General features: G+C 71.9%; 28 protein-coding genes and 1 pseudogene. 7 read left to right on the top strand and 22 right to left on the bottom strand.

The features are described 5' to 3' along the window. Positions 1–126, top strand: a pseudogene (locus O1G22_RS31065) (CoA ester lyase); the annotation flags it as partial. A gap of 94 nt (positions 127–220) precedes the next feature. On the opposite strand, the gene lgt reads toward O1G22_RS31065, so the two are convergent. From lgt to O1G22_RS31025, 9 genes are all read right to left on the bottom strand, one after another. After that, positions 221–1,168, bottom strand: a complete 948-nt coding sequence (gene lgt, locus O1G22_RS31060; protein WP_270084342.1) for a prolipoprotein diacylglyceryl transferase — start codon at positions 1,166–1,168, stop codon at positions 221–223. Between the two features lie 95 nt (positions 1,169–1,263). Beyond that, positions 1,264–2,040, bottom strand: coding sequence for a DsbA family protein (locus O1G22_RS31055; RefSeq protein WP_270084341.1), 777 nt, complete (start codon positions 2,038–2,040; stop codon positions 1,264–1,266). A gap of 111 nt (positions 2,041–2,151) precedes the next feature. Further along, the gene (gene trpA, locus O1G22_RS31050) at positions 2,152–2,970 is read right to left on the bottom strand and encodes a tryptophan synthase subunit alpha (RefSeq protein ID WP_270084340.1); all 819 of its coding nucleotides are present in this window, start codon (positions 2,968–2,970) and stop codon (positions 2,152–2,154) included. After that, the gene (gene trpB / locus O1G22_RS31045; protein WP_270084339.1) at positions 2,967–4,250 is read right to left on the bottom strand and encodes a tryptophan synthase subunit beta; all 1,284 of its coding nucleotides are present in this window, start codon (positions 4,248–4,250) and stop codon (positions 2,967–2,969) included. Before trpB ends, trpA begins: the two co-directional genes overlap by 4 nt. A 70-nt stretch (positions 4,251–4,320) precedes the next feature. Further along, on the bottom strand, positions 4,321–4,551 hold the full coding sequence (gene trpM / locus O1G22_RS44940; protein ID WP_428986420.1) for a tryptophan biosynthesis modulator TrpM: 231 nt from the start codon (positions 4,549–4,551) through the stop codon (positions 4,321–4,323). 21 nt (positions 4,552–4,572) lie between these two features. After that, positions 4,573–5,382, bottom strand: coding sequence for an indole-3-glycerol phosphate synthase TrpC (trpC, locus tag O1G22_RS31040; protein ID WP_270084338.1), 810 nt, complete (start codon positions 5,380–5,382; stop codon positions 4,573–4,575). Positions 5,383–5,538: 156 nt separating this feature from the next. Next, a complete protein-coding gene (locus tag O1G22_RS31035) occupies positions 5,539–5,982 on the bottom strand; it encodes a DUF2752 domain-containing protein (protein WP_270084337.1) in 444 nt (147 codons plus the stop codon). Positions 5,983–6,112: 130 nt separating this feature from the next. Beyond that, positions 6,113–6,373: an HGxxPAAW family protein gene (locus O1G22_RS31030; RefSeq protein WP_270084336.1), complete on the bottom strand. Its 261-nt coding sequence runs from the start codon at positions 6,371–6,373 to the stop codon at positions 6,113–6,115. A gap of 201 nt (positions 6,374–6,574) precedes the next feature. Beyond that, positions 6,575–7,210: a TIGR02234 family membrane protein gene (locus O1G22_RS31025; protein ID WP_270086597.1), complete on the bottom strand. Its 636-nt coding sequence runs from the start codon at positions 7,208–7,210 to the stop codon at positions 6,575–6,577. Between the two features lie 258 nt (positions 7,211–7,468). Between O1G22_RS31025 and O1G22_RS31020 the strand changes: the two genes are divergently transcribed. Further along, on the top strand, positions 7,469–8,683 hold the full coding sequence (locus tag O1G22_RS31020) for a S53 family peptidase (protein WP_270084335.1): 1,215 nt from the start codon (positions 7,469–7,471) through the stop codon (positions 8,681–8,683). 6 nt (positions 8,684–8,689) lie between these two features. Here O1G22_RS31020 and O1G22_RS31015 read toward each other — a convergent pair whose 3' ends face one another. Both O1G22_RS31015 and hisI read right to left on the bottom strand, forming a co-directional pair. Continuing rightward, the gene (locus tag O1G22_RS31015) at positions 8,690–10,168 is read right to left on the bottom strand and encodes an anthranilate synthase component I (protein ID WP_270084334.1); all 1,479 of its coding nucleotides are present in this window, start codon (positions 10,166–10,168) and stop codon (positions 8,690–8,692) included. 11 nt (positions 10,169–10,179) lie between these two features. Continuing rightward, positions 10,180–10,581, bottom strand: a complete 402-nt coding sequence (hisI, locus tag O1G22_RS31010; protein WP_270084333.1) for a phosphoribosyl-AMP cyclohydrolase — start codon at positions 10,579–10,581, stop codon at positions 10,180–10,182. Positions 10,582–10,663: 82 nt separating this feature from the next. Between hisI and O1G22_RS31005 the strand changes: the two genes are divergently transcribed. Further along, a complete protein-coding gene (locus tag O1G22_RS31005) occupies positions 10,664–11,299 on the top strand; it encodes a TIGR03085 family metal-binding protein (RefSeq protein ID WP_270084332.1) in 636 nt (211 codons plus the stop codon). Between the two features lie 29 nt (positions 11,300–11,328). Next, on the top strand, positions 11,329–11,727 hold the full coding sequence (locus tag O1G22_RS31000; RefSeq protein WP_225096649.1) for a VOC family protein: 399 nt from the start codon (positions 11,329–11,331) through the stop codon (positions 11,725–11,727). Positions 11,728–11,730: 3 nt separating this feature from the next. On the opposite strand, the gene O1G22_RS30995 is transcribed toward O1G22_RS31000, so the two are convergent. The 11 genes from O1G22_RS30995 to hisD all read right to left on the bottom strand — a co-directional run bounded on the left by O1G22_RS30995 (position 11,731) and on the right by hisD (position 19,384). After that, entirely contained in the window at positions 11,731–12,987 is a 1,257-nt protein-coding gene (locus tag O1G22_RS30995) for an MFS transporter (protein WP_270084331.1), read from the bottom strand. A gap of 4 nt (positions 12,988–12,991) precedes the next feature. Next, positions 12,992–13,366 carry a hypothetical protein gene (locus O1G22_RS30990; RefSeq protein ID WP_270084330.1) on the bottom strand — a complete coding sequence of 125 codons (375 nt, stop codon included), beginning with the start codon at positions 13,364–13,366 and terminating at the stop codon, positions 12,992–12,994. Continuing rightward, entirely contained in the window at positions 13,363–13,581 is a 219-nt protein-coding gene (locus O1G22_RS30985) for a hypothetical protein (protein ID WP_189947500.1), read from the bottom strand. Before O1G22_RS30985 ends, O1G22_RS30990 begins: the two co-directional genes overlap by 4 nt. A gap of 67 nt (positions 13,582–13,648) precedes the next feature. Next, complete coding sequence (hisF, locus tag O1G22_RS30980; RefSeq protein ID WP_270084329.1) at positions 13,649–14,404, bottom strand: imidazole glycerol phosphate synthase subunit HisF; 756 nt, start codon at positions 14,402–14,404, stop codon at positions 13,649–13,651. 6 nt (positions 14,405–14,410) lie between these two features. Then, complete coding sequence (locus tag O1G22_RS30975) at positions 14,411–14,806, bottom strand: RidA family protein (protein WP_225096655.1); 396 nt, start codon at positions 14,804–14,806, stop codon at positions 14,411–14,413. Beyond that, positions 14,803–15,528, bottom strand: a complete 726-nt coding sequence (priA, locus tag O1G22_RS30970) for a bifunctional 1-(5-phosphoribosyl)-5-((5-phosphoribosylamino)methylideneamino)imidazole-4-carboxamide isomerase/phosphoribosylanthranilate isomerase PriA (RefSeq protein WP_225096656.1) — start codon at positions 15,526–15,528, stop codon at positions 14,803–14,805. Before priA ends, O1G22_RS30975 begins: the two co-directional genes overlap by 4 nt. A 3-nt stretch (positions 15,529–15,531) precedes the next feature. Further along, positions 15,532–16,173, bottom strand: coding sequence for an imidazole glycerol phosphate synthase subunit HisH (gene hisH / locus O1G22_RS30965; protein WP_270084328.1), 642 nt, complete (start codon positions 16,171–16,173; stop codon positions 15,532–15,534). Continuing rightward, entirely contained in the window at positions 16,170–16,334 is a 165-nt protein-coding gene (locus O1G22_RS30960; protein WP_270084327.1) for a hypothetical protein, read from the bottom strand. Before O1G22_RS30960 ends, hisH begins: the two co-directional genes overlap by 4 nt. Positions 16,335–16,338: 4 nt before the next feature. Further along, positions 16,339–16,932, bottom strand: a complete 594-nt coding sequence (gene hisB, locus O1G22_RS30955) for an imidazoleglycerol-phosphate dehydratase HisB (protein WP_030783530.1) — start codon at positions 16,930–16,932, stop codon at positions 16,339–16,341. Next, positions 16,929–18,035 (bottom strand): histidinol-phosphate transaminase, encoded by a 1,107-nt coding sequence (locus tag O1G22_RS30950; RefSeq protein WP_270084326.1) that lies wholly within the window; start codon positions 18,033–18,035, stop codon positions 16,929–16,931. The genes hisB and O1G22_RS30950 overlap by 4 nt, the downstream gene beginning before the upstream one ends. Then, a complete protein-coding gene (gene hisD, locus O1G22_RS30945) occupies positions 18,032–19,384 on the bottom strand; it encodes a histidinol dehydrogenase (protein WP_270084325.1) in 1,353 nt (450 codons plus the stop codon). Before hisD ends, O1G22_RS30950 begins: the two co-directional genes overlap by 4 nt. A gap of 171 nt (positions 19,385–19,555) precedes the next feature. Between hisD and O1G22_RS30940 the strand changes: the two genes are divergently transcribed. The 3 genes from O1G22_RS30940 (at position 19,556) to O1G22_RS30930 (ending at position 23,095) form a co-directional block, all read left to right on the top strand. Further along, positions 19,556–21,142 (top strand): oxidoreductase, encoded by a 1,587-nt coding sequence (locus tag O1G22_RS30940; RefSeq protein WP_270084324.1) that lies wholly within the window; start codon positions 19,556–19,558, stop codon positions 21,140–21,142. Positions 21,143–21,290: 148 nt separating this feature from the next. Continuing rightward, complete coding sequence (locus O1G22_RS30935) at positions 21,291–22,343, top strand: hypothetical protein (RefSeq protein ID WP_270084323.1); 1,053 nt, start codon at positions 21,291–21,293, stop codon at positions 22,341–22,343. An 11-nt stretch (positions 22,344–22,354) separates the two neighbouring features. Further along, on the top strand, positions 22,355–23,095 hold the full coding sequence (locus O1G22_RS30930) for an LON peptidase substrate-binding domain-containing protein (protein ID WP_270084322.1): 741 nt from the start codon (positions 22,355–22,357) through the stop codon (positions 23,093–23,095). Positions 23,096–23,104 lie beyond the last annotated feature (9 nt).

Genomic DNA, 23,104 nt, shown 5'->3' with positions numbered 1-23,104 from the left:
ATCGAGCACACCCACGCCGTCGCCACCGCGCACCCCGCCCTGCGGGGCATCGCCCTCGGCGAGGCGGATCTCCGGGCCGGCCTCGGGCTACGAGCCGACGCGGGCCTCGACCGGCCGCGCTCCCGGTGCCGGCGGAAGCCGGCGCCGACTTGCGAGAGCTGAGCACATATGCCAAGGGCGCCCGGATCTTCCGGGCGCCCTCGCGTCGCACAAGCAGCCGTCAGGTCTTCGTCGTCCCCGACTCGGCCTCGTCCTTCGCCTCCACGGCATCGGGCTCGGCCTTGTCCTCGCCCTCGCCCTCGGCGGCAGCAGCGTCCGCATCGGCACCGGGTGTCTCGGCAACAGCCTCGGGAGCCTCGGGTTCGACCACGGCTTCCCTGCCGGGCCGCATCCTCGACGACACCACCATGTACGTCACCGCCAGCAGGAACACGATCATCGCGGTCCAGTCGTTGAGGCGGAGGCCCAGGATGTGGTGGGCGTCGTCCACGCGCATGTACTCGATCCAGCCGCGGCCCACGCAGTACGCGGCGACGTACAGGGCGAACGCCCGGCCATGGCCCAGCTTGAAGCGGCGGTCGGCCCAGATCACCAGGAAGCCCACGCCGATGCACCACAGGGACTCGTACAGGAAGGTCGGGTGGTAGTAGCCCGGCACCCGGCCGCCCTCGGAGGAGGTGATGTGCAGTGCCCACGGAACGTGCGTCTCGCGGCCGTACAGCTCCTGGTTGAACCAGTTGCCCCAGCGGCCGATGGCCTGTGCGAACGCGATGCCGGGCGCGACGGCGTCGGCGTACGCGGGCATCGGGACGCCCCGGCGGCGCGCGCCGATCCACGCGCCGAGCGCGCCGAGCGCGATGGCGCCCCAGATCCCCAGGCCGCCCTGCCACACCTTGAAGGCGTCCACCCAGTCACGACCCTGGCTGAAGTACAGCTCGTAGTCCGTGATCACGTGGTACAGCCGGCCGCCGACCAGGCCGAACGGTACGGCCCAGACCGCGATGTCGGCGACCGTGCCGGCCCGCCCGCCCCGGGCGATCCAGCGCTTGTTGCCGAGCCAGACGGCGACGAAGACGCCGATGATGATGCAGAAGGCGTAGCCGCGCAGCGGGATGGGGCCGAGGTACAGCACCCCGCGCGACGGGCTGGGAATGTAGGCAAGTTCCATGGCAAGTCCGACGCTACCGTGCCGGGCCGTGGGGACGGCAAGCAGCCCGGCTACGGGTCCATAACGGGGGCGCACGGAAAGGGCCGGTGGGGCGCCTATTTCCGGTCGGCCGCCTCCACCATCTGCTTGAGCTTGGCCGGGGTCATGCTCTGGTCCTGGGCGATGTTCTTCCCGCCGAACAGGACCGTGGGTGTGCCCGTCAGGCCGGCGGACTGGAAGGCCTTGTGGGACTTGTTCACCCAGGCGTCGTGGGTGCCGTCGTTCACGCACTTCTGGAAGGCGGACGTGTCGAGACCGCCCACCTTGCCGGCGAGATCGATCAGCTTGGCGTTGTCGCTGTACGCGTCGTCGGTCTCTTTCGGCTGGTTCGTGTACAGCACGTCGTGGTAGTCGCGGAACTTTCCGGCGTCCTGGGCGCAGGCCACGGCGTTGGCGCCGCGCAGGGAGCCGGTGCCGCCGAGGTTGCCGTCGATCAGGCGGACCAGGTGGTACTCGATTCTGAGCTTGCCCGCGTCGACCAGTTCGTGGAGCGTCGGGCGGTAGGCGATCTCGAAGGCCTGGCAGGCCGGGCAGCGCATGTCCTCCCAGACGGTGAGCGTCGACTTGGCGCTGTCCTTGCCGACCGGGATCGCGAGGCTGTCCTTGCCCTGCGCGCCCGAGGGCGCCACGACCGGGCCCGCCTTCTCGCCGCCCTTGTTCTTGCCGGCATTCGCGGCGAGCACACCGATCACCGCCGCGAGGCCGAGGACGCAGACCACGCTCGCGCTCACGATCAGCGTGCGCCGCCGCCTCTCCGAGGCCTTCTGCTTCTCGCGCTCGACCGCCAGCCGCTCCCGGGCGCTGCGCTTTCCGTCATGGTTCTTCTGGCTCACACCCCCAGAACGAACCGGGGAGGCGCAGCGCGCCTCCCCAGCCTGAGGTCCACCCGTTCGAGTGACCGAATGTTCCGTATTACTGACGGTTCACGAAAGGCTCACCGACGGTTACGCCTGTCCGCGCACACCCTTCGCCAGCTCCCCGGCCAGCTCGCGGACCGCCGTGAGGCCCGCCGCGTGGTCGGAGGCGTCCAGCATCCGCTTCACGAACGCCGAGCCGACGATGACACCGTCGGCGAAGCCGGCCACCTCGGCGGCCTGGGCCGCGTTGGAGACGCCGAGGCCGACGCAGACGGGCAGCTCGGTGCCGGTGGCGCGGGTGCGCTCGACCAGGTTCTGTGCCTGCGCGCCGACCGACTCGCGGGTGCCGGTGACGCCCATCAGCGAGGCGGCGTAGACGAAGCCGCTGCCCGCCGCGGTGATCTGGGCGAGCCGCTCGTCCTTGCTGCTCGGCGCCACGACGAAGACCGTCGCGAGGCCGTGCTTCTCGGCGTGCTCCCTCCACAGCGCCGACTCCTGCACGGGCAGGTCGGGCAGGATGCAGCCCGCGCCGCCCGCCTCGGCCAGCTCGGCGGTGAAACGCTCGACGCCGTAGCGGTCGATGGGGTTCCAGTACGTCATGACGAGGACGGGCTTGCCGGTGGCCTCGTGGGCCTCCTTGACCGTCCGCATGACGTCCGCGATCTTGACGCCGCCGCGCAGGGCGATGTCGTCGGCGGTCTGGATGACGGGGCCGTCGAGGACGGGGTCGCTGTGCGGCAGACCGACCTCCACGACGTCCGCCCCGCCGTCGAAGACGGCCTTGATCGCCTCGATGCCGCCGTCCACGGTCGGGAACCCGGCCGGGAGGTAGGCGATGAGCGCGGAGCGGCCCTCGGCCTTGGCGGCCGCGAGGGTGTCCGACAGCAGCTGGATCTTCCCGCTCACTTGGCGTCCCCCTCGATCTCGGCGGTGTCGGCCGCGTCGGCGGCGACCGCGGCGTCGGTGTCGTACAGCCCGAAGTAGCGCGCGGCGGTGTCCATGTCCTTGTCGCCGCGGCCGGAGAGGTTGACGACGATCAGGCCGTCCTTGCCCAGCTCCTTGCCGACCTCCAGGGCGCCGGCCAGGGCGTGGGCGCTCTCGATGGCCGGGATGATGCCCTCGGTGCGCGACAGCAGGCGCAGGGCCTGCATGGCCGCGTCGTCGGTGACCGCGCGGTACTCGCCGCGGCCCGAGTCCTTCAGGTAGGAGTGCTCGGGGCCGATGCCCGGGTAGTCCAGGCCCGCCGAGATCGAGTACGGCTCGGTGATCTGGCCTTCCTCGTCCTGGAGCACGTAGGACCGGGAGCCGTGCAGGATGCCGGGCTCGCCGGCGGTGAGGGTGGCCGCGTGCTCGCCGGTCTCGATGCCGTGCCCCGCGGGCTCGCAGCCGATGAGGCGGACGGAGGTGTCCGGGAGGAAGGCGTGGAAGAGGCCGATGGCGTTGGAGCCGCCGCCGACGCAGGCGATCGCGGCGTCGGGCAGCCGGCCGGCGCGCTCCAGGAGCTGCCGGCGGGCCTCCACACCGATCACGCGGTGGAAGTCGCGGACCATGGCCGGGAAGGGGTGCGGGCCGGCGACGGTACCGAAGAGGTAGTGGGTGTGGTCGACGTTGGCGACCCAGTCGCGGAACGCCTCGTTGATGGCGTCCTTCAGCGTGCGGCTGCCGGACTTCACCGCGACGACCTCGGCGCCGAGCATGCGCATGCGGGCCACGTTCAGGGCCTGGCGCTTGGTGTCGACCTCGCCCATGTAGATGGTGCAGTCGAGGCCGAACAGGGCGCAGGCGGTGGCGGTGGCGACGCCGTGCTGGCCCGCGCCGGTCTCCGCGATCACGCGGGTCTTGCCCATCCGCTTGGTGAGCAGGGCCTGGCCGAGGACGTTGTTGATCTTGTGGGAGCCGGTGTGGTTGAGGTCCTCGCGCTTGAGGAAGATCCGGGCGCCGCCGGCGTGCTCGGCGAAACGGGGGACCTCGGTGAGCGCCGACGGGCGGCCGGTGTAGTTGACCATCAGGTCGTCGAGCTCTCGGGCGAACTCGGGATCGTGCTTGGCCTTGTCGTACTCGACGGCGACCTCGTCCACGGCGGCGACGAGGGCCTCCGGGATGAACTTGCCGCCGAACACGCCGAAGTAGCCTTCGGCGCTCGGCACCTGGCCGGTGGGGTCAGGGAAGAAGAAATTGCTGGGCATGCCAGAACCTCACGGTGAGTGTGCGTGAAAAGACACTGTTCGCCGTGGGGGCGGAGCTTGTCGTACGACCTCAGGCCGTGTGTGGGTCGCGCCCACGCGACGGAGTCGCACCGTCGGATACAGCCCCGCGCCCCTTCGGGGCGCGCTGCCATCGACGTCCGTTCACCTGCCCAGGCTCGTCACCGATGACATAACGCACGCGACGACCGTGAACGCGCCTCGCCGGCGCTCGGCAGCCCCTTGGGCGGCAGCCGCGCGCCAGGCGGGCGTAGCGGTCCACGGTCGTCACGGTGAGAGTCATCGGTGTCAGCCTACCGGGTGATCAGCTCCGGCCGTGGCGCAGTGCGGGGTGTTCGCCCGCGGCGACCAGGTCGGCGACGGCGGTCTTCGGGTCGCGGCCGGTGACGAGGGACTCGCCGACCAGGACCGCGTCGGCGCCCGCGTTGGCGTAGGCGATCAGGTCGTGCGGGCCGCGGACGCCGGACTCGGCGACCTTGACGATGTGGTCCGGGATCTCCGGGGCGACCCGCTCGAAGGTGGTGCGGTCGACCTCAAGCGTCTTCAGGTTGCGCGCGTTGACGCCGATCACCTTGGCGCCCGCGTCCACGGCCCGCTCGACCTCGTCCTCGTCGTGGACCTCGACGAGCGGGGTGAGGCCGATGGAGACCGCGCGCTCGATCAGCGACTCCAGGGCCGGCTGCTCCAGGGCGGCGACGATCAGCAGCGCGAGGTCGGCGCCGTACGCGCGGGCCTCCCACAGCTGGTACGACGTGACGATGAAGTCCTTGCGCAGCACCGGGATGTCCACGCGCGCGCGGACGGCCTCCAAGTCGGCGAGCGAGCCGCCGAAGCGGCGCTGTTCGGTGAGGACGGAGATGACGGCCGCACCGCCGGCCTCGTAGTCCGCGGCGAGCCCCGCCGGGTCGGCGATGGCGGCCAGCGCGCCCTTGGAGGGGCTGGAGCGCTTGACCTCGCAGATCACCTTGACGCCGTCGCCCTTGAGCGCGGCCACCCCGTCCTTCGCGGCGGGTGCCTTGGCCGCGCGCTCCTTGAGCTCGTCGAGGCTGACGCGTGCCTGCCGCTCCGCGAGGTCGGCACGGACTCCGTCGATGATCTCGTCGAGCACACTCACGCGAGCGGCCCCCTTCCAGACGGTGGTTCCTTCAGGTTCCGGGTTCCAGGTTCTTCAGGTCTGAAAACCCGTGGTCAATGCGATGGTATCCGCAGCGGGCCGGTGCCCCCGCATCCGGTGGACGCCGGTCCCACTACCTGGACGTTCCCCAAGTGATCAAGGATGCAGCCAGCCACCCCAGGGCAGGTTACGGACAGCCGTGAACACCAGCAGCAACACGCCGATCCCCCAGAGGTGGACCCGTCCGAGGTCCGGTCGCAGCGGCCGGCCGCGCACCGTGCGGACCACCCAGACGGCCCACAGCACCGTGAAGCCCAGGTAGCCGGCCACGGCCGGCGCGTTGTCGCGCAGCGCGGTGAGCAGGTCGCCGTGGACAAAGGCGTGCGCGCTGCGCAGCCCGCCGCAGCCGGGGCAGTACAGGCCGGTGAGGCGGTACAGCGGGCAGACGGGGTAGTGGCCGGATTCGTTCGGGTCGACGGCACCGACGTACGCGAAGGCGCCGGCGACGACCGCGAACAGCGCGCCCGGGACGGCGAGCCGTCGCAGGACGGGGGCTGTCGGCGCGGGCGCGGGCAGGGGCACGCGGCTGTCGGCGTTCACCCTGGCATTGTGCAACGCGGCCCGGCCGTCCGCGCGGCGCCGCTGGTGGCGGAAGAAGCGGGGAAAACCCGAGGGGCGGCCCGCACCTGTCCGGGTGCCGGGCCGCCCCTCGCGGGCGGTGTGGTGGCGCTCAGCTCTCCGCGGTCGCCGGCTCACGGGTCGCGACGGGCGCGCCGACCATCTTGAGGGGCTTGGGGTTCTGGCCGAGGCCCATGGCGCGCATGACCCCGCCGACCACCGCGCCGGCGCCGATGAGCACCATGCCGGCCCAGAAGCCGACGGAGTTGGCCATCACCATGAAGGCGCCCGCGACCAGGAAACCGATGAAGGAAATGATGACGCCGGTCCAGGCGGCCGGGGTGTGACCGTGGCCGTGGCTGCTGCCCGCCATGTCTGTGCTCCTCGTTGCTGTGTACGTGTCCCAGGAGAGCGGCGTACGTGTCGTACGGCTCCGAGCCCGCCCGTCACCGTCCGAGCCGGACGCTCGCGGTCCATTGTCCCGTACGCACGCGCGTGCCGGACGCGGGGGTGGCGTCTGGTTCGCCACACCCGCCGCGCCTTGACCGGTGCTTGACCGGCCCTGGGCGGCGGCTCAGGACCCGGTCGGGTCCTCGCCCCGGTCCAGGGCCTTCCAGATCTCCTCGGGCCGCTCCGGGTCGGCCGGCCTGGCCTTGCGGCGCGGGCGGTCGGTACCGCGCTCGTAGCGGCCGGACATGGCGGGCCACAGGCTTCCGTAGCGCAGCGCGAGCAGGCCGGCCAGCAGGATCAGCGCACCGCCGGCGACCGCCACGTAGGGCCAGCCGGTGTGGCTGAGCGAGGCGACCGTGGCGGAGGTGTCTCCGCTCGCCTGGGCCGCCTTGTCGTCCAGCGCGGAGCTGTCGGAGGCGGACACCAGGGCGGCGGCCGCGATCCCGGCGCCGGACAGCGCGAGCAGCCCGGCGACGACGAGGCGGCCGGCCCTGCGGACGGCGAAGACGGCGACGAGCGCGGCGAGGCCCACTATCGCGAGGGCCGCGGGGACGCCCGTGACGTCGCTGCCCTTGGCGGTGAGCGGGAAGGAGCCGCCGGCCACCGTCGCGGTGCCCTCCGCCCAGCGCTGCCGGGTCGCGAGCAGCGTCACGGCCGAGCCGAGCGCACCGCACAGAAGAGCGAGGGCGAGGCTCCGCCGGCCGGACCGGGCGGGTCCGGCCGGGCTGGGGTGAGGTACGGCAGCAGTCATGTACTCCACTATCGCCTGAACCCCGGGCGAACCCTCACCCGGGTCCGTCAACCCATGAGCCGCCCAGGTTTCCATCATGGCCATGCCAGGAACGGGACATGAATTCCTCATGAAAGGCAAAGCAACGTTCCTGCTTCAACAATGACCTTGTTGACGTGGTCCCGACATCCGTACGTTCTCCGCGTCCCTGGCGTACACCACGCGCCGGGGTGGCACCGCGCACCCCCCACAGCCCTTCCCGGTCACCCACTTCGTGGAGGACGTACGTTGCGCAGAACCGCTTCCCTCGCCGCCGTGGCCACGCTCGCCACAGCCGCCCTCGCCCTGGCCGCCCCCGTCGGCCAGGCCGCGCAGGCCACCCACTCCCCCGGCCTCAGCGTCGCCCGCGCCTGCGCGGCCCCGACGCAGAAGGACGTGATGGCCTGCAACGCTCTTCAGGTCACCGCCGGCACCCCGGCGTCGGCGCACGCCGAGAGCGCCCTGACGGCCGCCGCCGCCCCCTCCGGCTTCGGCCCCGCCTCACTCCAGTCGGCATACAACCTGCCCTCCGCGACCGGCGGTTCGGGCCAGACCGTGGCGATCGTCGACGCCTACGACGACCCCAACGCCGAGTCCGACCTCGCCACCTACCGCTCCCAGTACGGCCTGTCCGCCTGCACCACGGCCAACGGCTGCTTCAAGAAGGTCGACCAGAGCGGCGGCACCAAGTACCCGCGCGGCAACTCCGGCTGGGCCGAGGAGATCTCCCTCGACCTCGACATGGTCAGCGCCGCCTGCCCGAACTGCAAGATCCTGCTGGTGGAGGCCAGTTCGGCCAGCATGACCAACCTGGGCGCGGGCGTGAACACCGCCGTCAGTCTGGGTGCGAAGTTCGTCTCCAACAGCTACGGCGGCTCCGAGTCCTCCAACGACGCCACCTACGACTCCACCTACTTCAACCACCCGGGCGTCGCCATCACCGTCTCCTCCGGTGACAACGGCTACGGCGTCGAGTACCCGGCGGCCTCCAAGTACGTGACGGCGGTGGGCGGTACGTCCCTGAAGACGGCCTCCAACACGCGCGGCTGGACCGACACGGTGTGGAGCGGGGCCGGCTCCGGCTGCTCCGCGGACGACGCCAAGCCCAGCTGGCAGAAGGACTCCGGCTGTGCGAACCGCACGGTCGCGGACGTCTCGGCCGTGGCCGACCCCAACACCGGTGTCGCGGTGTACGACACCTACGGCCAGGGCAGCGGCTGGATGGTCTTCGGCGGCACCAGCGCCTCCTCGCCGCTGATCGCGGCGACGTACGCGCTGGCCGGCGCCCCGTCCTCCGGCTCCTACCCGTCGTCGTTCCCGTACGCCCACACCTCGGCGCTGAACGACGTCACCAGCGGCTCCAACGGCAGCTGCTCCGGCTCGTACCTGTGCACCGGCACCACCGGGTACGACGGGCCGTCCGGGCTCGGCACGCCGAACGGCACCGCCGCGTTCACCGGCTGAACCTCCCTATGAGGTAAGCCGGTTGGCCGTGTGCACCGCGCGGAGGACCGCCGCCGCCTTGTTGCGGCACTCCTGGTCCTCCGCCACCGGGTCGGAGTCGGCGACGATGCCGGCTCCGGCCTGGACGTAGGCCGTGCCGTCGCGCAGCAGGGCCGTACGGATGGCGATGGCCGTGTCGGAGTCGCCCGCGAAGTCGAGATAGCCGACGCAGCCGCCGTACAGACCGCGGCGGGACGGCTCCAGCTCGTCGATGATCTGCATCGCGCGCGGCTTGGGGGCGCCGGAGAGGGTGCCCGCGGGGAAGCAGGCGGTGAGCACGTCGAAGGCCGTGCGGCCCGGGGCGACCGTGCCGGTGACGGTCGAGACGATGTGCATCACGTGCGAGTAGCGCTCGATGGACATGAAGTCGACCACCTCGACCGTGCCCGGCCGGCAGACCCGGCCGAGGTCGTTGCGGCCGAGGTCCACCAGCATCAGGTGCTCGGCGCGCTCCTTGGGGTCGGCGAGCAGCTCCTCGGCGAGGGCCTGGTCCTCCTGCGGGGTGGCCCCGCGCGGACGGGTGCCGGCGATGGGGTGGACCATGGCCTGCCCGTCCTCGACCTTCACCAGGGCCTCGGGGGACGAGCCCACGACGTCGAACCCGTCGAAGCGGAACAGGTACATGTACGGCGAGGGGTTGGTGGCCCGCAGGACGCGGTAGACGTCCAGCGCGCTCGCCGTGCACGGGGTCTCGAAGCGCTGGGAGGGCACGACCTGGAAGGCCTCGCCCGCGCGGATGCGCTCCTTGATGTCCTCGACCGCGGTCTGGAAGTCGGGGCCGCCCCACAGCGCGGTGTACTCGGGCAGCTCCGAGGGCGGCAGCACGGCGGGCGGCTGGGCCACCGCGCGCGTGAGGTCGGCCTCCATCGCGTCGAGCCGGGCCACGGCGTCGGCGTAGGCCTCGTCCACCCCGGTGTCGAGGTCGTTGTGGTTGATCGCGTTGGCGATCAGCAGGACCGAGCCCTCCCAGTGGTCCATCACGGCGAGGTCGCTGGTCAGGAGCATGGTCAGCTCGGGCAGCCCCAGGTCGTCGCGCTCGCCGGGGCCGATCTTCTCCAGGCGGCGGACGATGTCGTAGCCGAGGTAGCCCACCATGCCGCCGGTGAAGGGCGGCAGGCCCTCCTGATGCGGGGTGTGCAGGGTCTGCAGCGCGGCGCGCAGCACCTGCAGCGGGTCGCCGTCGACCGGGACGCCGACGGGCGGGGTGCCCTGCCAGTGGGCCTGGCCGTCGCGCGTGGTGAGCGTCGCGGCGCTGCGGACGCCCACGAAGGAGTACCGGGACCAGGAGCGGCCGTTCTCCGCGGACTCCAGGAGGAAGGTGCCGGGGCGCTCGGCCGCGAGCTTGCGGTACAGCGCGACCGGGGTGTCGCCGTCGGCGAGGAGCTTGCGCGTGACCGGGATGACGCGCCGGTCGGCGGCGAGCTTGCGGAAGGTCTCAAGGTCCATGGCCGCTGACCTTACTGATCCGTGCCCGGGGCGCCCGAATCGGCGTCCTTGAGCAGCACGCCCTCGTCGAAGCAGGTGCGCGCGCCGGTGTGGCAGGCGGCGCCGACCTGGTCGACCTGGACCAGCACGGTGTCGGCGTCGCAGTCCAGCGCGACCGACTTCACCCACTGGAAGTGGCCCGAGGTGTCGCCCTTGACCCAGTACTCCTGGCGGCTGCGCGACCAGTAGGTGCAGCGGCCGGTGGTCAGCGTGCGGTGCAGCGCCTCGTCGTCCATCCAGCCGAGCATGAGCACCTCTCCGGTGTCGTACTGCTGGGCGATGGCGGGGACGAGTCCGTCGGGGCTGCGCTTGAGGCGCGCGGCGATCTCCGGGTCGAGGCTGCTGGGCCGGGGCGTGCCGGTCGTGCTGGTCATGGGGCCATTGTGCCGCGCGGCAGTGACAGTCCGAACGGACCGTCCGGTGTGCGGACTGCGCGCCCGGTCGTACGCTGACTCCATGTCGACCTTCGCCAAGCGTGAACGGCTGCTGCTCGCAGACCTGCTGGAGACCGTCGGACCGGACGCCGAGACCCTTTGCGAGGGGTGGCGGGCCCGGGATCTGGCCGCGCATGTGATCGTGCGCGAGCGCCGCCCGGACGCGGCCGGTGGCACGCTGATCAAGCAGCTGGTGCCGCGCCTGGAGAAGGTGATGGCCGAGTACACGGCGAAGCCGTACGACGAGCTGATCCAGCTGATCCGCACCGGCCCGCCGCGCTTCTCACCGTTCCAGCTGAAGCAGGTGGACGAGGCGGCCAACATCGTCGAGTTCTACGTCCACACCGAGGACGTCCGCCGCGCCCAGCCGGACTGGAGCCCGCGCGAGCTGGACCCGGTGTTCCAGGACACCCTGTGGTCCCGGCTGGAGCGCACCGCGCGGCTGCTGGGCCGGGGGATTCCGACGGGTCTGGTGCTGCGCCGCCCGGACGGGCAGACGGCGGTGGCGCACCGGGGCACGCCGGTGGTCACGGTGACCGGTGAGCCGTCGGAGCTGCTGTTGTTCGCCTTCGGCCGGCAGGGCGCGGCCCGGGTGGATCTGGCGGGCGACGCGGACGCCGTCGAGAAGCTGCACGAGACCAAGCAGCTGGGGTTCTGACCCAGCTCGTCCGGGACGGGAGCCACGCCGTGATCAAGGTCGCGATGACGGGTGTGTACGTGGACGACGTGGCGGCGGCGCACGCCTTCTACACGGACGTCCTGGGCTTCGAGACGCGGCTCCACATGGACCTGGGCGACGACACCCTGCTGGTCACGGTGGGCGCGCCCGGCGGGGCCCAGCCGGAGCTGCAGTTGGTGCTGGAGCCCGGGCGGGGCCCGATCGCGCAGTCGTACCGCGGCGCGCTGTACGACGCGGGCATCCCGTGCATCGTCTTCTCCGTGGACGACCTCCGGGCGGAGTACCACCGGCTGCGCGGCCTGGGCGTCCGGTTCACCCACCCGCCGCAGCGGCAGGGTCCGGTCCTCGCGGCGGTGTTCGACGACACCTGCGGCAATCTGGTGCAGCTGATCCAGTCGGAAGGGTGACCCTCAGCGGGGCAGTTCGGCGGTGCGCAGGGCCGGCACGGCGAGGGCGACGACCCCGCCGAGTCCGCAGACGGCTGCGCTGACGACGTAGACCGGGCGCAGCCCCCAGGCTCCGATCGCGGCGGCCGCGAACGGCATGCTGAGCGGGGTCAGGCCGAGGCTGACCAGGCTGGAGACGGCGGTAACCCGGCCGAGGTACGCGGAGTCGGCCTGGGTCTGGAGCAGCGCGCCGCACATGGCCCCGCTGAGCCCGGTGAGCAGGCCGACCAGCAGGGCCGTGTCGACGGCCGCGACCAGGGTGGGCGTGTAGGCGAGGGCGCCGACGGCCACCGAGCCCACGGCGATCGTGCACCCGGCGACGAGCCCGGCGCGCGGCAGCCGCCCCCGTACGGCCAGCAGCAGCGAGGCGGCACCCGCGCCGACGCCGAACCCGGCGAGCACCCAGCCCATGCCGGAGGCACCCCAGCCGCGCCGGTCGGCGAGCAGGGTCAGTCCGACGTTCAGCGGTCCCACGAACCCCAGGTCGCCGAGGGCGATGGCGAGCATCAGCGGGGCGAGGACGCGGTGGCCGCGGATGTGGCGCAGGCCGGCCTTCAGGTCGCTCCACGCGCTTCCGGGTGCCTTGGGCGCGTCGTCCGGCGGCAGGTCCCGTACCCGTACGGAGACCAGCAGCGGCACGGACACGGCGATGAGCAGTCCGGCGAGGGCGAAGGCGGCCGGGGCGCCGCCGAAGGCCACGCCGAGCCCGCCGAGCGGGGCGCCCACGACGGCGGCGAAACGGATGGCGAGGCCGCGCATGCCCTGGACGCGGCCGAGCTGGTCCTTGCCGGTGAGCCGGCGCGGAAGCGCGCCCACGGCGGGCACGAAGACGGCGTCGACCGCCCCGAAGACCAGTGCCAGCACGGTGAGGAGCCACAGTCCGGGGCGGGTGAGGGAGAGCAGGGCGGCCACGGCGAGGACGGCCGCGCAGCGGACGGCGTCGCTGCCGATGACGACCCGGCGCGGCCCGAACCGGTCGGCGACCACTCCCCCGCCCAGCATCAGGACGGCCCGGGGCAGCGCGCTCGCCGACATCACGAGCCCGGCCTGCGCCGGGGTCCCGGAGCGGACGGCGGCCCAGGACAGGGCGAGGTAGTAGATGTTGTCGCCCAGCATCGAGGAGGTGTAGGCGGTGAGCCAGCGGCGGATGTTGCCGTCGCGGTGGGCGGGGAGCGCGGGCGTCGTCCCCGCCCGGGAGACGGCTGTGCCGGAGTCGGTCACCGGGTCAGGCGGCCCACTCGCGCAGCAGTCGGGCGACCTCGGCCAGGTCGGCTTCGTCGCTGCGGATGTCTGCGACGAGTTTCGCCATTTCACCGTACGGCAGCTCGAACGGCATGTCGGACTGCTCCATGTACTCCCAGGCACACGCCACGCCGATCGATGCGTTGTAGTCGCTGAACGGCCTCAGCCTCAAGGCGGTGTGCAGGAACGTCGCGGCCCGCGAGGGCACCTCCTCGTAGTACGGCTCGCCTGCAACGCGCTCGTACTTGTGCCGCTCGACCATGCAGTGGAGGGCACCCCAGTCGCGGATCGGCGTATTCGCCGGGGAGACGTTGACTTGGATGTTGAGGATCCACCCGGCGTCCACGTAGAGCGTCACCGGAGCCCCACCGGGAATCGCTCCTCGAAGTCGGCCATGATCTCGCGAGCCTTCTTCGTGGCCCCCTCGACGAACCGCTGCTTCTGCCGCCGCCGCACGACATCCTCGGTCAGTATGTCGTGCGCCAGCCTCTTGATCGCGACGCCCTGCTCCTTGGCCTCCGCGCGCAGTTCGGCCAGCTCTTCCTCGGTGAACTCGATCGTGATTCCAGGCATATGAGCACCCTAGAGGGACCGCCACCATGATCACTACCACATTCGCTACCAGGGGTGATCTATCGAACTAGCGCACGGGATGCCCCGCCTCCCTCAGCGCCCGCTTCACCTCGCCGATCCGCAGATCCCCGAAGTGGAACACCGAGGCCGCCAGGACCGCGTCCGCGCCCGCCGCGACGGCCGGCGGGAAGTCGGCCAGCTTGCCGGCGCCGCCCGAGGCGATGACCGGGACCGTGACGTGCTTGCGGACAGCGGCGATCATCTCCAGGTCGTAGCCGTCCTTGGTGCCGTCGGCGTCCATGGAGTTCAGCAGGATCTCGCCGGCGCCCAGCTCGGCGGCCCGGTGCGCCCACTCGACGGCGTCGATGCCGGTGCCCTTGCGGCCGCCGTGGGTGGTGACCTCGAAGGACCCCGACTCGGTGCGGCGGGCGTCGACCGACAGCACCAGGACCTGGCGGCCGAACCGCTCGGCGATCTCCCGGATCAGGTCGGGCCGGGCGATCGCGGCGGTGTTCACGCCCACCTTGTCGGCGCCCGCCCGCAGCAGCTTGTCCACGTCCTCGGCCGTACGGACGCCGCCGCCGACCGTCAGCGGGATGAACACCTGCTCGGCGGTGCGGCGCACCACGTCGTACGTCGTCTCCCGGTTGCCCGAGGACGCGGTGATGTCCAGGAACGTCAGCTCGTCGGCGCCTTCGGCGTCGTACACCTTCGCCATCTCGACGGGGTCGCCCGCGTCGCGCAGGTTCTGGAAGTTGACGCCCTTGACGACCCGGCCGTTGTCGACGTCCAGGCAGGGGATGACTCGGACCGCCAGGGTCATGACTGCTCAGGCTCCTCTGAATGCTTCAAGCTCTACTTCGACCAGGATGCGCGGGTCGACGAAGCCCTCGACCACGAGAAGGGTCGTGCACGGGCGCACGGAGTCGAACAGCTCCTTGTGGGCCCGTCCGGCCTCGTCGACGTCGCGCACATGGCTCAGGTACATACGGGTGCGGATCACGGACTCGACGCCGAGCCCGAACTCCTTCAGCGCGTCCAGGGCGTTGCCGAAGGCGACCCTGGTCTGCTCGTACGGATCGCCCTCGCCGTACAGCACCGTGCCCTTGAAGGACGTGGTGCCGCCGACGGACACCCGGTCCCCCGCCGCGACGGCGCGCGCGAATCCGAAGCTCTCTTCCCAGGGACTTCCGCTCTGCACGCGCCGTACGGCATCGGACGTCATGACGACACAGCCTCCAAGGCCTCTTCCAGGGTGAACGCCTTCGCGTAGAGGGCCTTCCCGACGATGGAGCCCTCGACACCGAGGGGTACCAGCTCGGCGATGGCGCGCAGGTCGTCCAGCGACGACACGCCGCCGGAGGCCACGACCGGGCGGTCCGTGGCGGCACACACATTGCGCAGCAGCTCCAGGTTCGGGCCCTGGAGCGTGCCGTCCTTGGCGATGTCGGTGACCACGTAGCGGGCGCAGCCCTCGCGGTTGAGGCGGTCCAGCGTCTCGTAGAGGTCGCCGCCGTCGCGGGTCCAGCCGCGGCCGCGCAGGGTCGTGCCGCGCACGTCCAGGCCGACCGCGATCTTGTCGCCGTGCTCGGCGATGACCTTGGCGACCCACTCGGGGGTCTCCAGGGCGGCCGTGCCGAGGTTCACCCGGGTGCAGCCGGTGGCGAGGGCGGCGGCCAGCGAGGCGTCGTCGCGGATGCCGCCGGACAGCTCGACCTTGATGTCCATCGCCTTCGCGACCTCGGCGATCAGCTCCCGGTTGTCGCCGGTGCCGAACGCGGCGTCCAGGTCGACCAGGTGCAGCCACTCGGCGCCGGAACGCTGCCAGGCGAGGGCGGCCTCCAGCGGGGAGCCGTACGAGGTCTCCGTGCCGGACTCGCCGTGCACGAGGCGGACGGCCTGGCCGTCCCGGACGTCGACGGCGGGGAGCAGTTCGAGCTTGGCCATGGTCTACAGGGTTCCGATCCAGTTGGTGAGGAGCTGGGCGCCGGCGTCGCCGGACTTCTCGGGGTGGAACTGGGTGGCCCACAGGGCGCCGTTCTCCACCGCGGCCACGAACGGCTTGCCGTGTGTCGACCAGGTGATCCTGGGGGCCTCGATCAGCGGGTTGTTCGTCTCCAGCTGCCAGTCGTGGACGGCGTAGGAGTGCACGAAGTAGAAGCGGGCGTCGGCGTCGAGGCCGGCGAACAGCTCCGAGCCGGCGGGGGCGTCGACGGTGTTCCAGCCCATGTGGGGCACGATCTCGGCCTGCAGCGGCTCGACCGTGCCGGGCCACTCGTCCAGGCCCTCGGCCTCCACGCCGTGCTCGATGCCGCGCGCGAAGAGGATCTGCATGCCGACGCAGATGCCCATCACCGGGCGCCCGCCGGACAGGCGCCGGTCGATCACCCAGTCACCGCGGGCGGCCCGCAGGCCCTGCATGCAGGCGGCGAAGGCACCGACACCGGGCACGAGGAGCCCGTCGGCGTTCATGGCCTTGTCGAAGTCACGCGTGATCTCGACATCGGCGCCCACGCGCGCGAGGGCGCGTTCGGCGGAGCGGACGTTGCCGAAGCCGTAGTCGAAGACGACCACTCGCTTGAGAGCGCTCAATTCCACACCTCCAGCCGCAGGACGCCCGCGACGAGGCACATGGCCGCCCCGATGGAGAGCAGCACGATGAGGCTCGTGGGCATCTTCTGCTTGACGAAGGAAATGATGCCGCCGACCAGGAAGAGGCCGACGACGATCAGGATCGTGGACAGACCGTTCATGGGTTTACAGCGCGCCCTTCGTGGAGGGGAGGATGCCGGCCGCGCGCGGGTCGCGCTCGGAGGCGTAGCGCAGCGCCCGGGCGAGGGCCTTGAACTGGCACTCCACGATGTGGTGCGCGTTGCGCCCGTACGGCACGTGCACGTGCAGCGCGATCTGCGCCTGGGCGACGAAGGACTCCAGGATGTGCCGGGTCATCGTGGTGTCGTACTCGCCGATCATCGGCGCCATGTTCTCGGGCTCGGTGTGCACGAGGTACGGGCGGCCGGACAGGTCGACGGTCACCTGGGCGAGGGACTCGTCCAGCGGGACCGTGCAGTTGCCGAAGCGGTAGATCCCCACCTTGTCGCCGAGCGCCTGCTTGAAGGCGGCGCCGAGCGCGAGGGCGGTGTCCTCGATGGTGTGGTGGGAGTCGATGTGCAGATCGCCGTCGGTCTTCACGGTCAGGTCGAACAGACCGTGCCGGCCGAGCTGGTCGAGCATGTGGTCGTAGAAGCCGACGCCGGTGGCGATGTCGGTGCGTCCGGTGCCGTCGAGATCGATCTCGACCAGGACCGAGGTCTCCTTGGTGGTGCGCTCCACGCGTCCAACGCGGCTCATGCCTCAAGCTCCTTCTTGACTTCACGTACCGCGTCGAGGAACGCGTCGTTCTCCTCCGGGGTGCCGGCGGACACCCGCAGCCATCCCGGTACGCCGTTGTCCCGGACCAGGACGCCCCGGTCGAGGATCTTCCGCCAGGCCTCGTGGGCGTTCTCGAACCGGCCGAACTGCACGAAGTTGGCGTCGGACTCGGTGACGTCGTAGCCGATCGCGCGCAGTTCGGCGACGAGCCGGTCCCGCTCCGCCTTCAGTTGCTCGACGTAACCGAGCAGGGTGTCGGTGTGCTCCAGGGCGGCCAGGGCGGTCGCCTGGGTGATCGCCGACAGGTGGTACGGCAGCCGGACGAGCTGGACGGCGTCCACGACCGCCGGGTCGGCGGCGAGGTAGCCGAGGCGCAGGCCCGCCGCGCCGAACGCCTTCGACATCGTGCGGGAGATGACGAGGTGCGGCCGGCCCTCAAGCAGCGGCAGCAGCGAGTCGCCGTGGCTGAACTCGATGTACGCCTCGTCCACGATCACCATCGACGGCTTGGCCGCCTGGGCCGCCTCGTACAGCGCGAGGACCGTCTCCGGCGGGACCGCGTTGCCGGTGGGGTTGTTGGGGGTGGTGATGAAGACGACGTCGGGTTTGTGCTCGGCAATGGCCTCGACGGCCGCCGCGAGGTCGATCGTGAAGTCCTCGTTCCGCGGACCCGAGATCCAGCCGGTGCCCGTCCCGCGCGCGATGAGCGCGTGCATCGAGTACGACGGCTCGAAGCCGATCGCCGTACGACCCGGTCCGCCGAAGGTCTGCAGCAGCTGCTGGATGACCTCGTTGGAGCCGTTGGCGGCCCAGACGTTCTCGATGCCGAGGGGGTGCTTGCCCGTCTTCGTCAGGTAGGCGGCCAGCTCGGTGCGCAGCTGGACCGCGTCCCGGTCGGGGTAGCGGTTCAGGTCGCGGGCGGCCTCCCGGACCCGCTCCGCGATCCGCTCGACCAGCGGTTCGGGCAGCGGGTAGGGGTTCTCGTTGGTGTTCAGCCGTACGGGGACGTCCAACTGGGGCGCGCCGTAAGGGGACTTGCCGCGCAGCTCGTCCCGTACGGGGAGATCGTCGATGCGTGTCACTTGCTCGTCGGAACCTTCCACCCGCTGCGTCCGATTTGTTCGCCTCCGGCAAAACGTGCCTTGATCGCCGCGCCGTGCGCCGGCAGGTCCTCCGCCTCCGCCAGCGTCACCACGTGGTGGGCGACGTCGGCGAGCGCGTCCTTCGTGTAGTCCACGATGTGGATGCCGCGCAGGAAGGACTGGACGGACAGGCCCGAGGAGTGGCAGGCGCAGCCGCCGGTGGGCAGGACGTGGTTGGACCCGGCCGCGTAGTCGCCGAGCGAGACGGGGGCCCAGGGGCCGATGAAGATCGCGCCCGCGTTCCTGACCCGGTCGGCGACCGCCACGGCGTCGGCGGTCTGGATCTCCAGGTGCTCGGCGCCGTACGCGTCGACCACCCGCAGGCCCTCCTCCAGGCCGTCCACGAGGACGATCGCGGACTGCCGGCCCTTGAGGGCGGGCACGACCCGGTCCTCGATGTGCTTGGTGGCCGCCACCTGCGGCTCCAGCTCCTTCTCCACCGCGTCCGCCAGCTCCGGGGAGTCGGTGACGAGGACGGCGGCGGCCAGCGGGTCGTGCTCGGCCTGGCTGATCAGGTCCGCGGCCACATGCACCGGGTCGGCGGTGTCGTCGGCGAGGATCGCGATCTCGGTCGGGCCGGCCTCGGCGTCGATGCCGATCTTGCCGGTGAAGAAGCGCTTGGCGGCCGCCACCCAGATGTTGCCGGGGCCGGTGACCATGTTGGCGGGGGCGCAGGACTCGGTGCCGTACGCGAACATCGCGACGGCGGTGGCGCCGCCCGCGGCGTAGACCTCGTCCACCCCGAGCAGGGCGCACGCGGCCAGGATCGTCGGGTGCGGCAGACCGCCGAAGTCCGCCTGCGGCGGGGAGGCGAGCGCGATGGACTCGACGCCGGCCTCCTGGGCCGGTACGGCGTTCATGATCACGGAGGACGGGTACACCGAGCGGCCGCCGGGCGCGTACAGCCCGACACGCTCGACCGGCACCCACTTCTCGGTCACCGAGCCGCCGGGCACCACCTGGGTGGTGTGCGTGCTGCGGCGCTGCTCGCGGTGGACCAGGCGGGCGCGGCGGATGGACTCCTCCAGCGCGGCACGCACGGCGGGGTCGAGAGCCTTGAGGGCGTCGGTGAGGGCCTGAGCCGGCACGCGGACGGATTCCAGCCGTACTCCGTCGAACTTCTCGGCGAAGTCGATCAGCGCCGCGTCGCCACGATGATGCACGGCCTCGCAGATCGGACGCACCTTCTCCAGGGCGGCCTGAACGTCGAAGTCGGCTCGGGGCAGCAGGTCGCGCAGGGCGGGGCCCTCGGGAAGGGCGTCGCCGCGCAGATCGATTCGGGAGATCACGGACTCAATTCTCTCAGACCGGGGTCGGGAGCCGTGCGCGCGTATCAATGGCTGATACAGAACGTGGCCGAATTCGGAAGATCCCCTTCACCACTGGTGTTCCATCCGTCACTGAACGGGCATGAACGGTTGTACGAAAAGTCCTGATCGGTGAGGGGAGGGGGTACGACGGTGACCGAGGGGGCCGGCTTCGTCGCAGCGGACGCCGGGGACGTGCCGGACGAGCTGACCGCGGCCGAGGCGGGCATGTGGCAGGCCTTCCGTAACGGCAGCGTGTACGACCTGAGCAGCGGGGACGCCGTCGTGGACGATCCGCACGGCGGGCATCCGTGGGGTCCCGAGCGGACCGTGCGGGCGCGGATCGTGTGCTGGCTGCTGTTGGACGGGCCGCCCGCGCTCGCGGGCCGGGTGTCCGCGCTGAAGCTCGTCGGCGTGCGGATCACCGGCACGATCGAGCTGGCGGGCGGCACGGTCACGCCGTACGTGGAGCTGCGCGACTGCCGCTTCGACGACGAGGTACGGCTGCCGGAGGCCCGGTTCACCACCCTGCGACTGGTGGACTGCGCGGTCCCGCGGCTGGAGGCGGCCCGGGTGCACACCGAGGGCGATCTGCATCTGCCGCGCTGCCGCTTCCAGAACGGGATCCGGCTGACCGACGCGCACATCGGCACCGATCTGCTGCTCAACCAGGCGATCGTGTACCGCGACCGCAGCGGACGGTCGATCGCGGGGGACGGCATGACCGTCGGCCAGGACCTCCAGGCGGAGCTGCTGGAATCGCACGGCGAGCTGAGCCTGCGCGGCGCCAAGGTCGGCGTGTCGCTCAGCCTGCGGGGCGCGAAACTCGCCAATCCCTACGCCCGGCTCGCCCTGAACGCACCCCAGCTGACCGTCGAGCGCACCCTGTACCTGACCCCGGCCGGCGTGGGCAGCCCGCTGCTGAGCGGCACGACTCCCGCGCGCGGCACACGGATCCAGCGCTTCGAATGCCGGGGCGGGATACGCCTGGACGACGGGCGGTTCGGGGACGCCGTCGACCTGGAGCGGGCCCGGTTCACCCTCACCGACGACCAGGAGCTGTCGCTGCGCCGGGTGCACTCGCCCGAGCTGCGCTTCCTCGGGGACAAGCCGCAGCGCGGCAAGGTCGTGCTGTCCGGGGCACGGATCGTCAACCTGGTGGACCGCGCGGGCGCCTGGCCGGACGCCGGCAATCTGCACATGGGCGGCTTCGTCTACGAGAACCTGGTGCCGCAGGGTCCCTTCCCGCTGACCCGGCGGCTGGAGTGGATCACGGCGGCCACCGCGGAGTACGCCCCGGAGCCGTACGAGCGGCTGGCGGCGGTGCTGCGCGCGGCCGGCGAGGACGAGGACGCGCGCGAGGTGCTGCTCGCCAAGCAGCGCCGGCGCCGCGAGACGCTGCCGCCGGCCGCCAAGGTCCTGGGGTATGTCCAGGACTGGACGGTCGCCTATGGCTACCGTCCGGGCCGGGCCGCGGTGTGGATGGCGGTGCTGTGGGCGGCCGGCACGCTCGCGTTCACCCACGCGGACCACGCACCGGCGAACCACGACGGGCGTCCGTACTGGAGCCCGGCCCTGTTCACACTGGACCTGCTGCTGCCCGTGATCGACCTGGGCCAGGCCGGCGCGTGGCAGCTCCACGGCGTCTGGGAGTGGCTGGAGAGCGCGATGATCCTGCTGGGCTGGATACTCGCGACGACGGTGGCGGCGGGGGCGACGCGGCTGCTGCGGCGGAACTGAGCGGACGGCACGGCCGGGCCGGGTGGGGCTGCGGCGCACGGTCGATGCGCTGCCGCGCTTTCGCCTTTACCGCTCCTTGACCACGCACCGTACAACTTTCCACGACTTGCCCGAACCCTCTGGCGCGCCCCCGACCTGCGGACTTTCAATGGTCGGCACCATGGTTCCGCTGCCCTCGTTCATCCGCTGCGCCCGGATGAACAAACGCTTCGCGCGCCCGGCCGGACGGACCCCGGCCGGGGACGAGGTCGTGCTCGACGCGCCCGACGACCGCCTCTCCCCCGCGCTGGTCGCGGCCGGCCGGGGCGAGTACGACGCGGCGGCCGGCCTGCTGGCCGCCACCCGCGCCACGGCCGCCTGGGAGAACCACGACCGGTACGTACGGCACCTGGCCGCATTCGCCCGCTCGCGCCCCGAGTGGTTCGAGGCCTGGCGTACGACCGCTCCGCAGGACCCCGGCGCGCTGCTGGTCGGGGCGCAGCTCGCGGTGGACCGCGTCTGGCCCTCGCCGGCCCGCGCCGAGCTGCTGCGCGAGGTGAGCCCGCTCATCACGGCGGCCGCCCGCGCCGACGACCGCGATCCGGTGCCCTGGCGGATCGCGCTGGACCACGCGCGTGGTTCCCGGGCCGGGCACCGCTATGTCGAGGAGCTGTGGGAGGCGGCGGTCCGGCGGGCCCCGCACCACCACGGCTGCCATGTGGCCGCCCTGCGCTATCTGGCCGCGTCCTGGCACGGCGCGCACCGCGAGTGCCTCGACTTCGCCGACCGGGCCGCGCAGGACGCCCCGGCCGACTCGCTGCTCCAGGCACTGCCGGCCCGCGCGGCCTTCGGCTATCTGACCGACGGCTGCGGCCCCGAGGTGCCGCGCGCCCGGCTGGACGCCGCGGCCGACCGCGCGCTCGCCCTGTCGGCGCACTTCCCCGCGGGCGACCCGTGGCCGGCCGGGATCCGCAACAAGCTCCTGTACGTCCTGATCCGCCTGGAGCGCTGGGAGGACGCGCGCGCCCAGCTCGCGCTGATCGGCCCGTACGCCACGTCGTTCCCCTGGGACCGGTTCTCCGACGATCCGCTCGGGCACTTCCTGCGGCTGCGCGAGCATCTGCTGTCGCCCGGTCCGTTCCCGCTCCCCGCGGGGCTCACGCCCCTGCTCCCCGCGCCGCCCGGCGGGCACGGCGGACACGTTCACGCCGGTGACCACTAGGCTGGGGCGCCGTGACCACCGTCCGTCTCCCGCTCTTCCCGCTGAACACAGTGCTGTTCCCGGGACTCGTGCTGCCGCTCAACGTCTTCGAGGAGCGCTATCGCGCCATGATGCGCGAGCTGCTGAAGACCCCTGAGGACACGCCGCGCCGGTTCGCCGTCGTGGCGATCCGTGACGGCTACGAGGTGGCGCCGAGCGCCCCCGGCATGCCGGACCCCACCGCACAGCCCGACCGCGGCCCGGCCGCGGGCTTCGGCCCGGAGCCGCGGGGGGCCTTCCACTCGGTGGCCTGTGTGGCGGACGCGGCGACGATCCGGGAGCGGGCCGACGGCACCTTCGAGGTGCTGGCGACGGGCACGACCCGGGTACGGCTGCTCTCCGTCGACGCCTCGGGCCCGTTCCTCACGGCGGAGCTGGAGGAGCTGGCGGAGGAGCCGGGCGACGAGGCGGGCGCCCTCGCCGAAGGGGTCCTGCGCTCCTTCCGGCAGTACCAGAAGCGCCTGGCCGGCGCCCGGGAGCGCTCGCTGTCCTCGGGTGCGGAACTGCCGGACGACCCCAGCGTGGTGTCGTATCTGGTGGCGGCGGCGATGGTCCACGACACACCGACCAAACAGCGGCTGCTGCAGGCCCCGGACACCGCCTCGCGCCTGCGCGACGAGCTGAAACTGCTGCGCGCCGAGACGGCCATCATCCGTAGTCTGCCGTCGCTGCCCGCGTTCGAGCTGACGCGGACGCCGACAAGCCTGAACTGAGGAAGCCGG

Source organism: Streptomyces camelliae, assembly GCF_027625935.1.
Taxonomy (GTDB): Bacteria; Actinomycetota; Actinomycetes; order Streptomycetales; family Streptomycetaceae; genus Streptomyces; species Streptomyces camelliae.
Note: the sequence above shows the minus strand (reverse complement) of the source record. Positions and strands in the feature narration are given on the sequence as shown.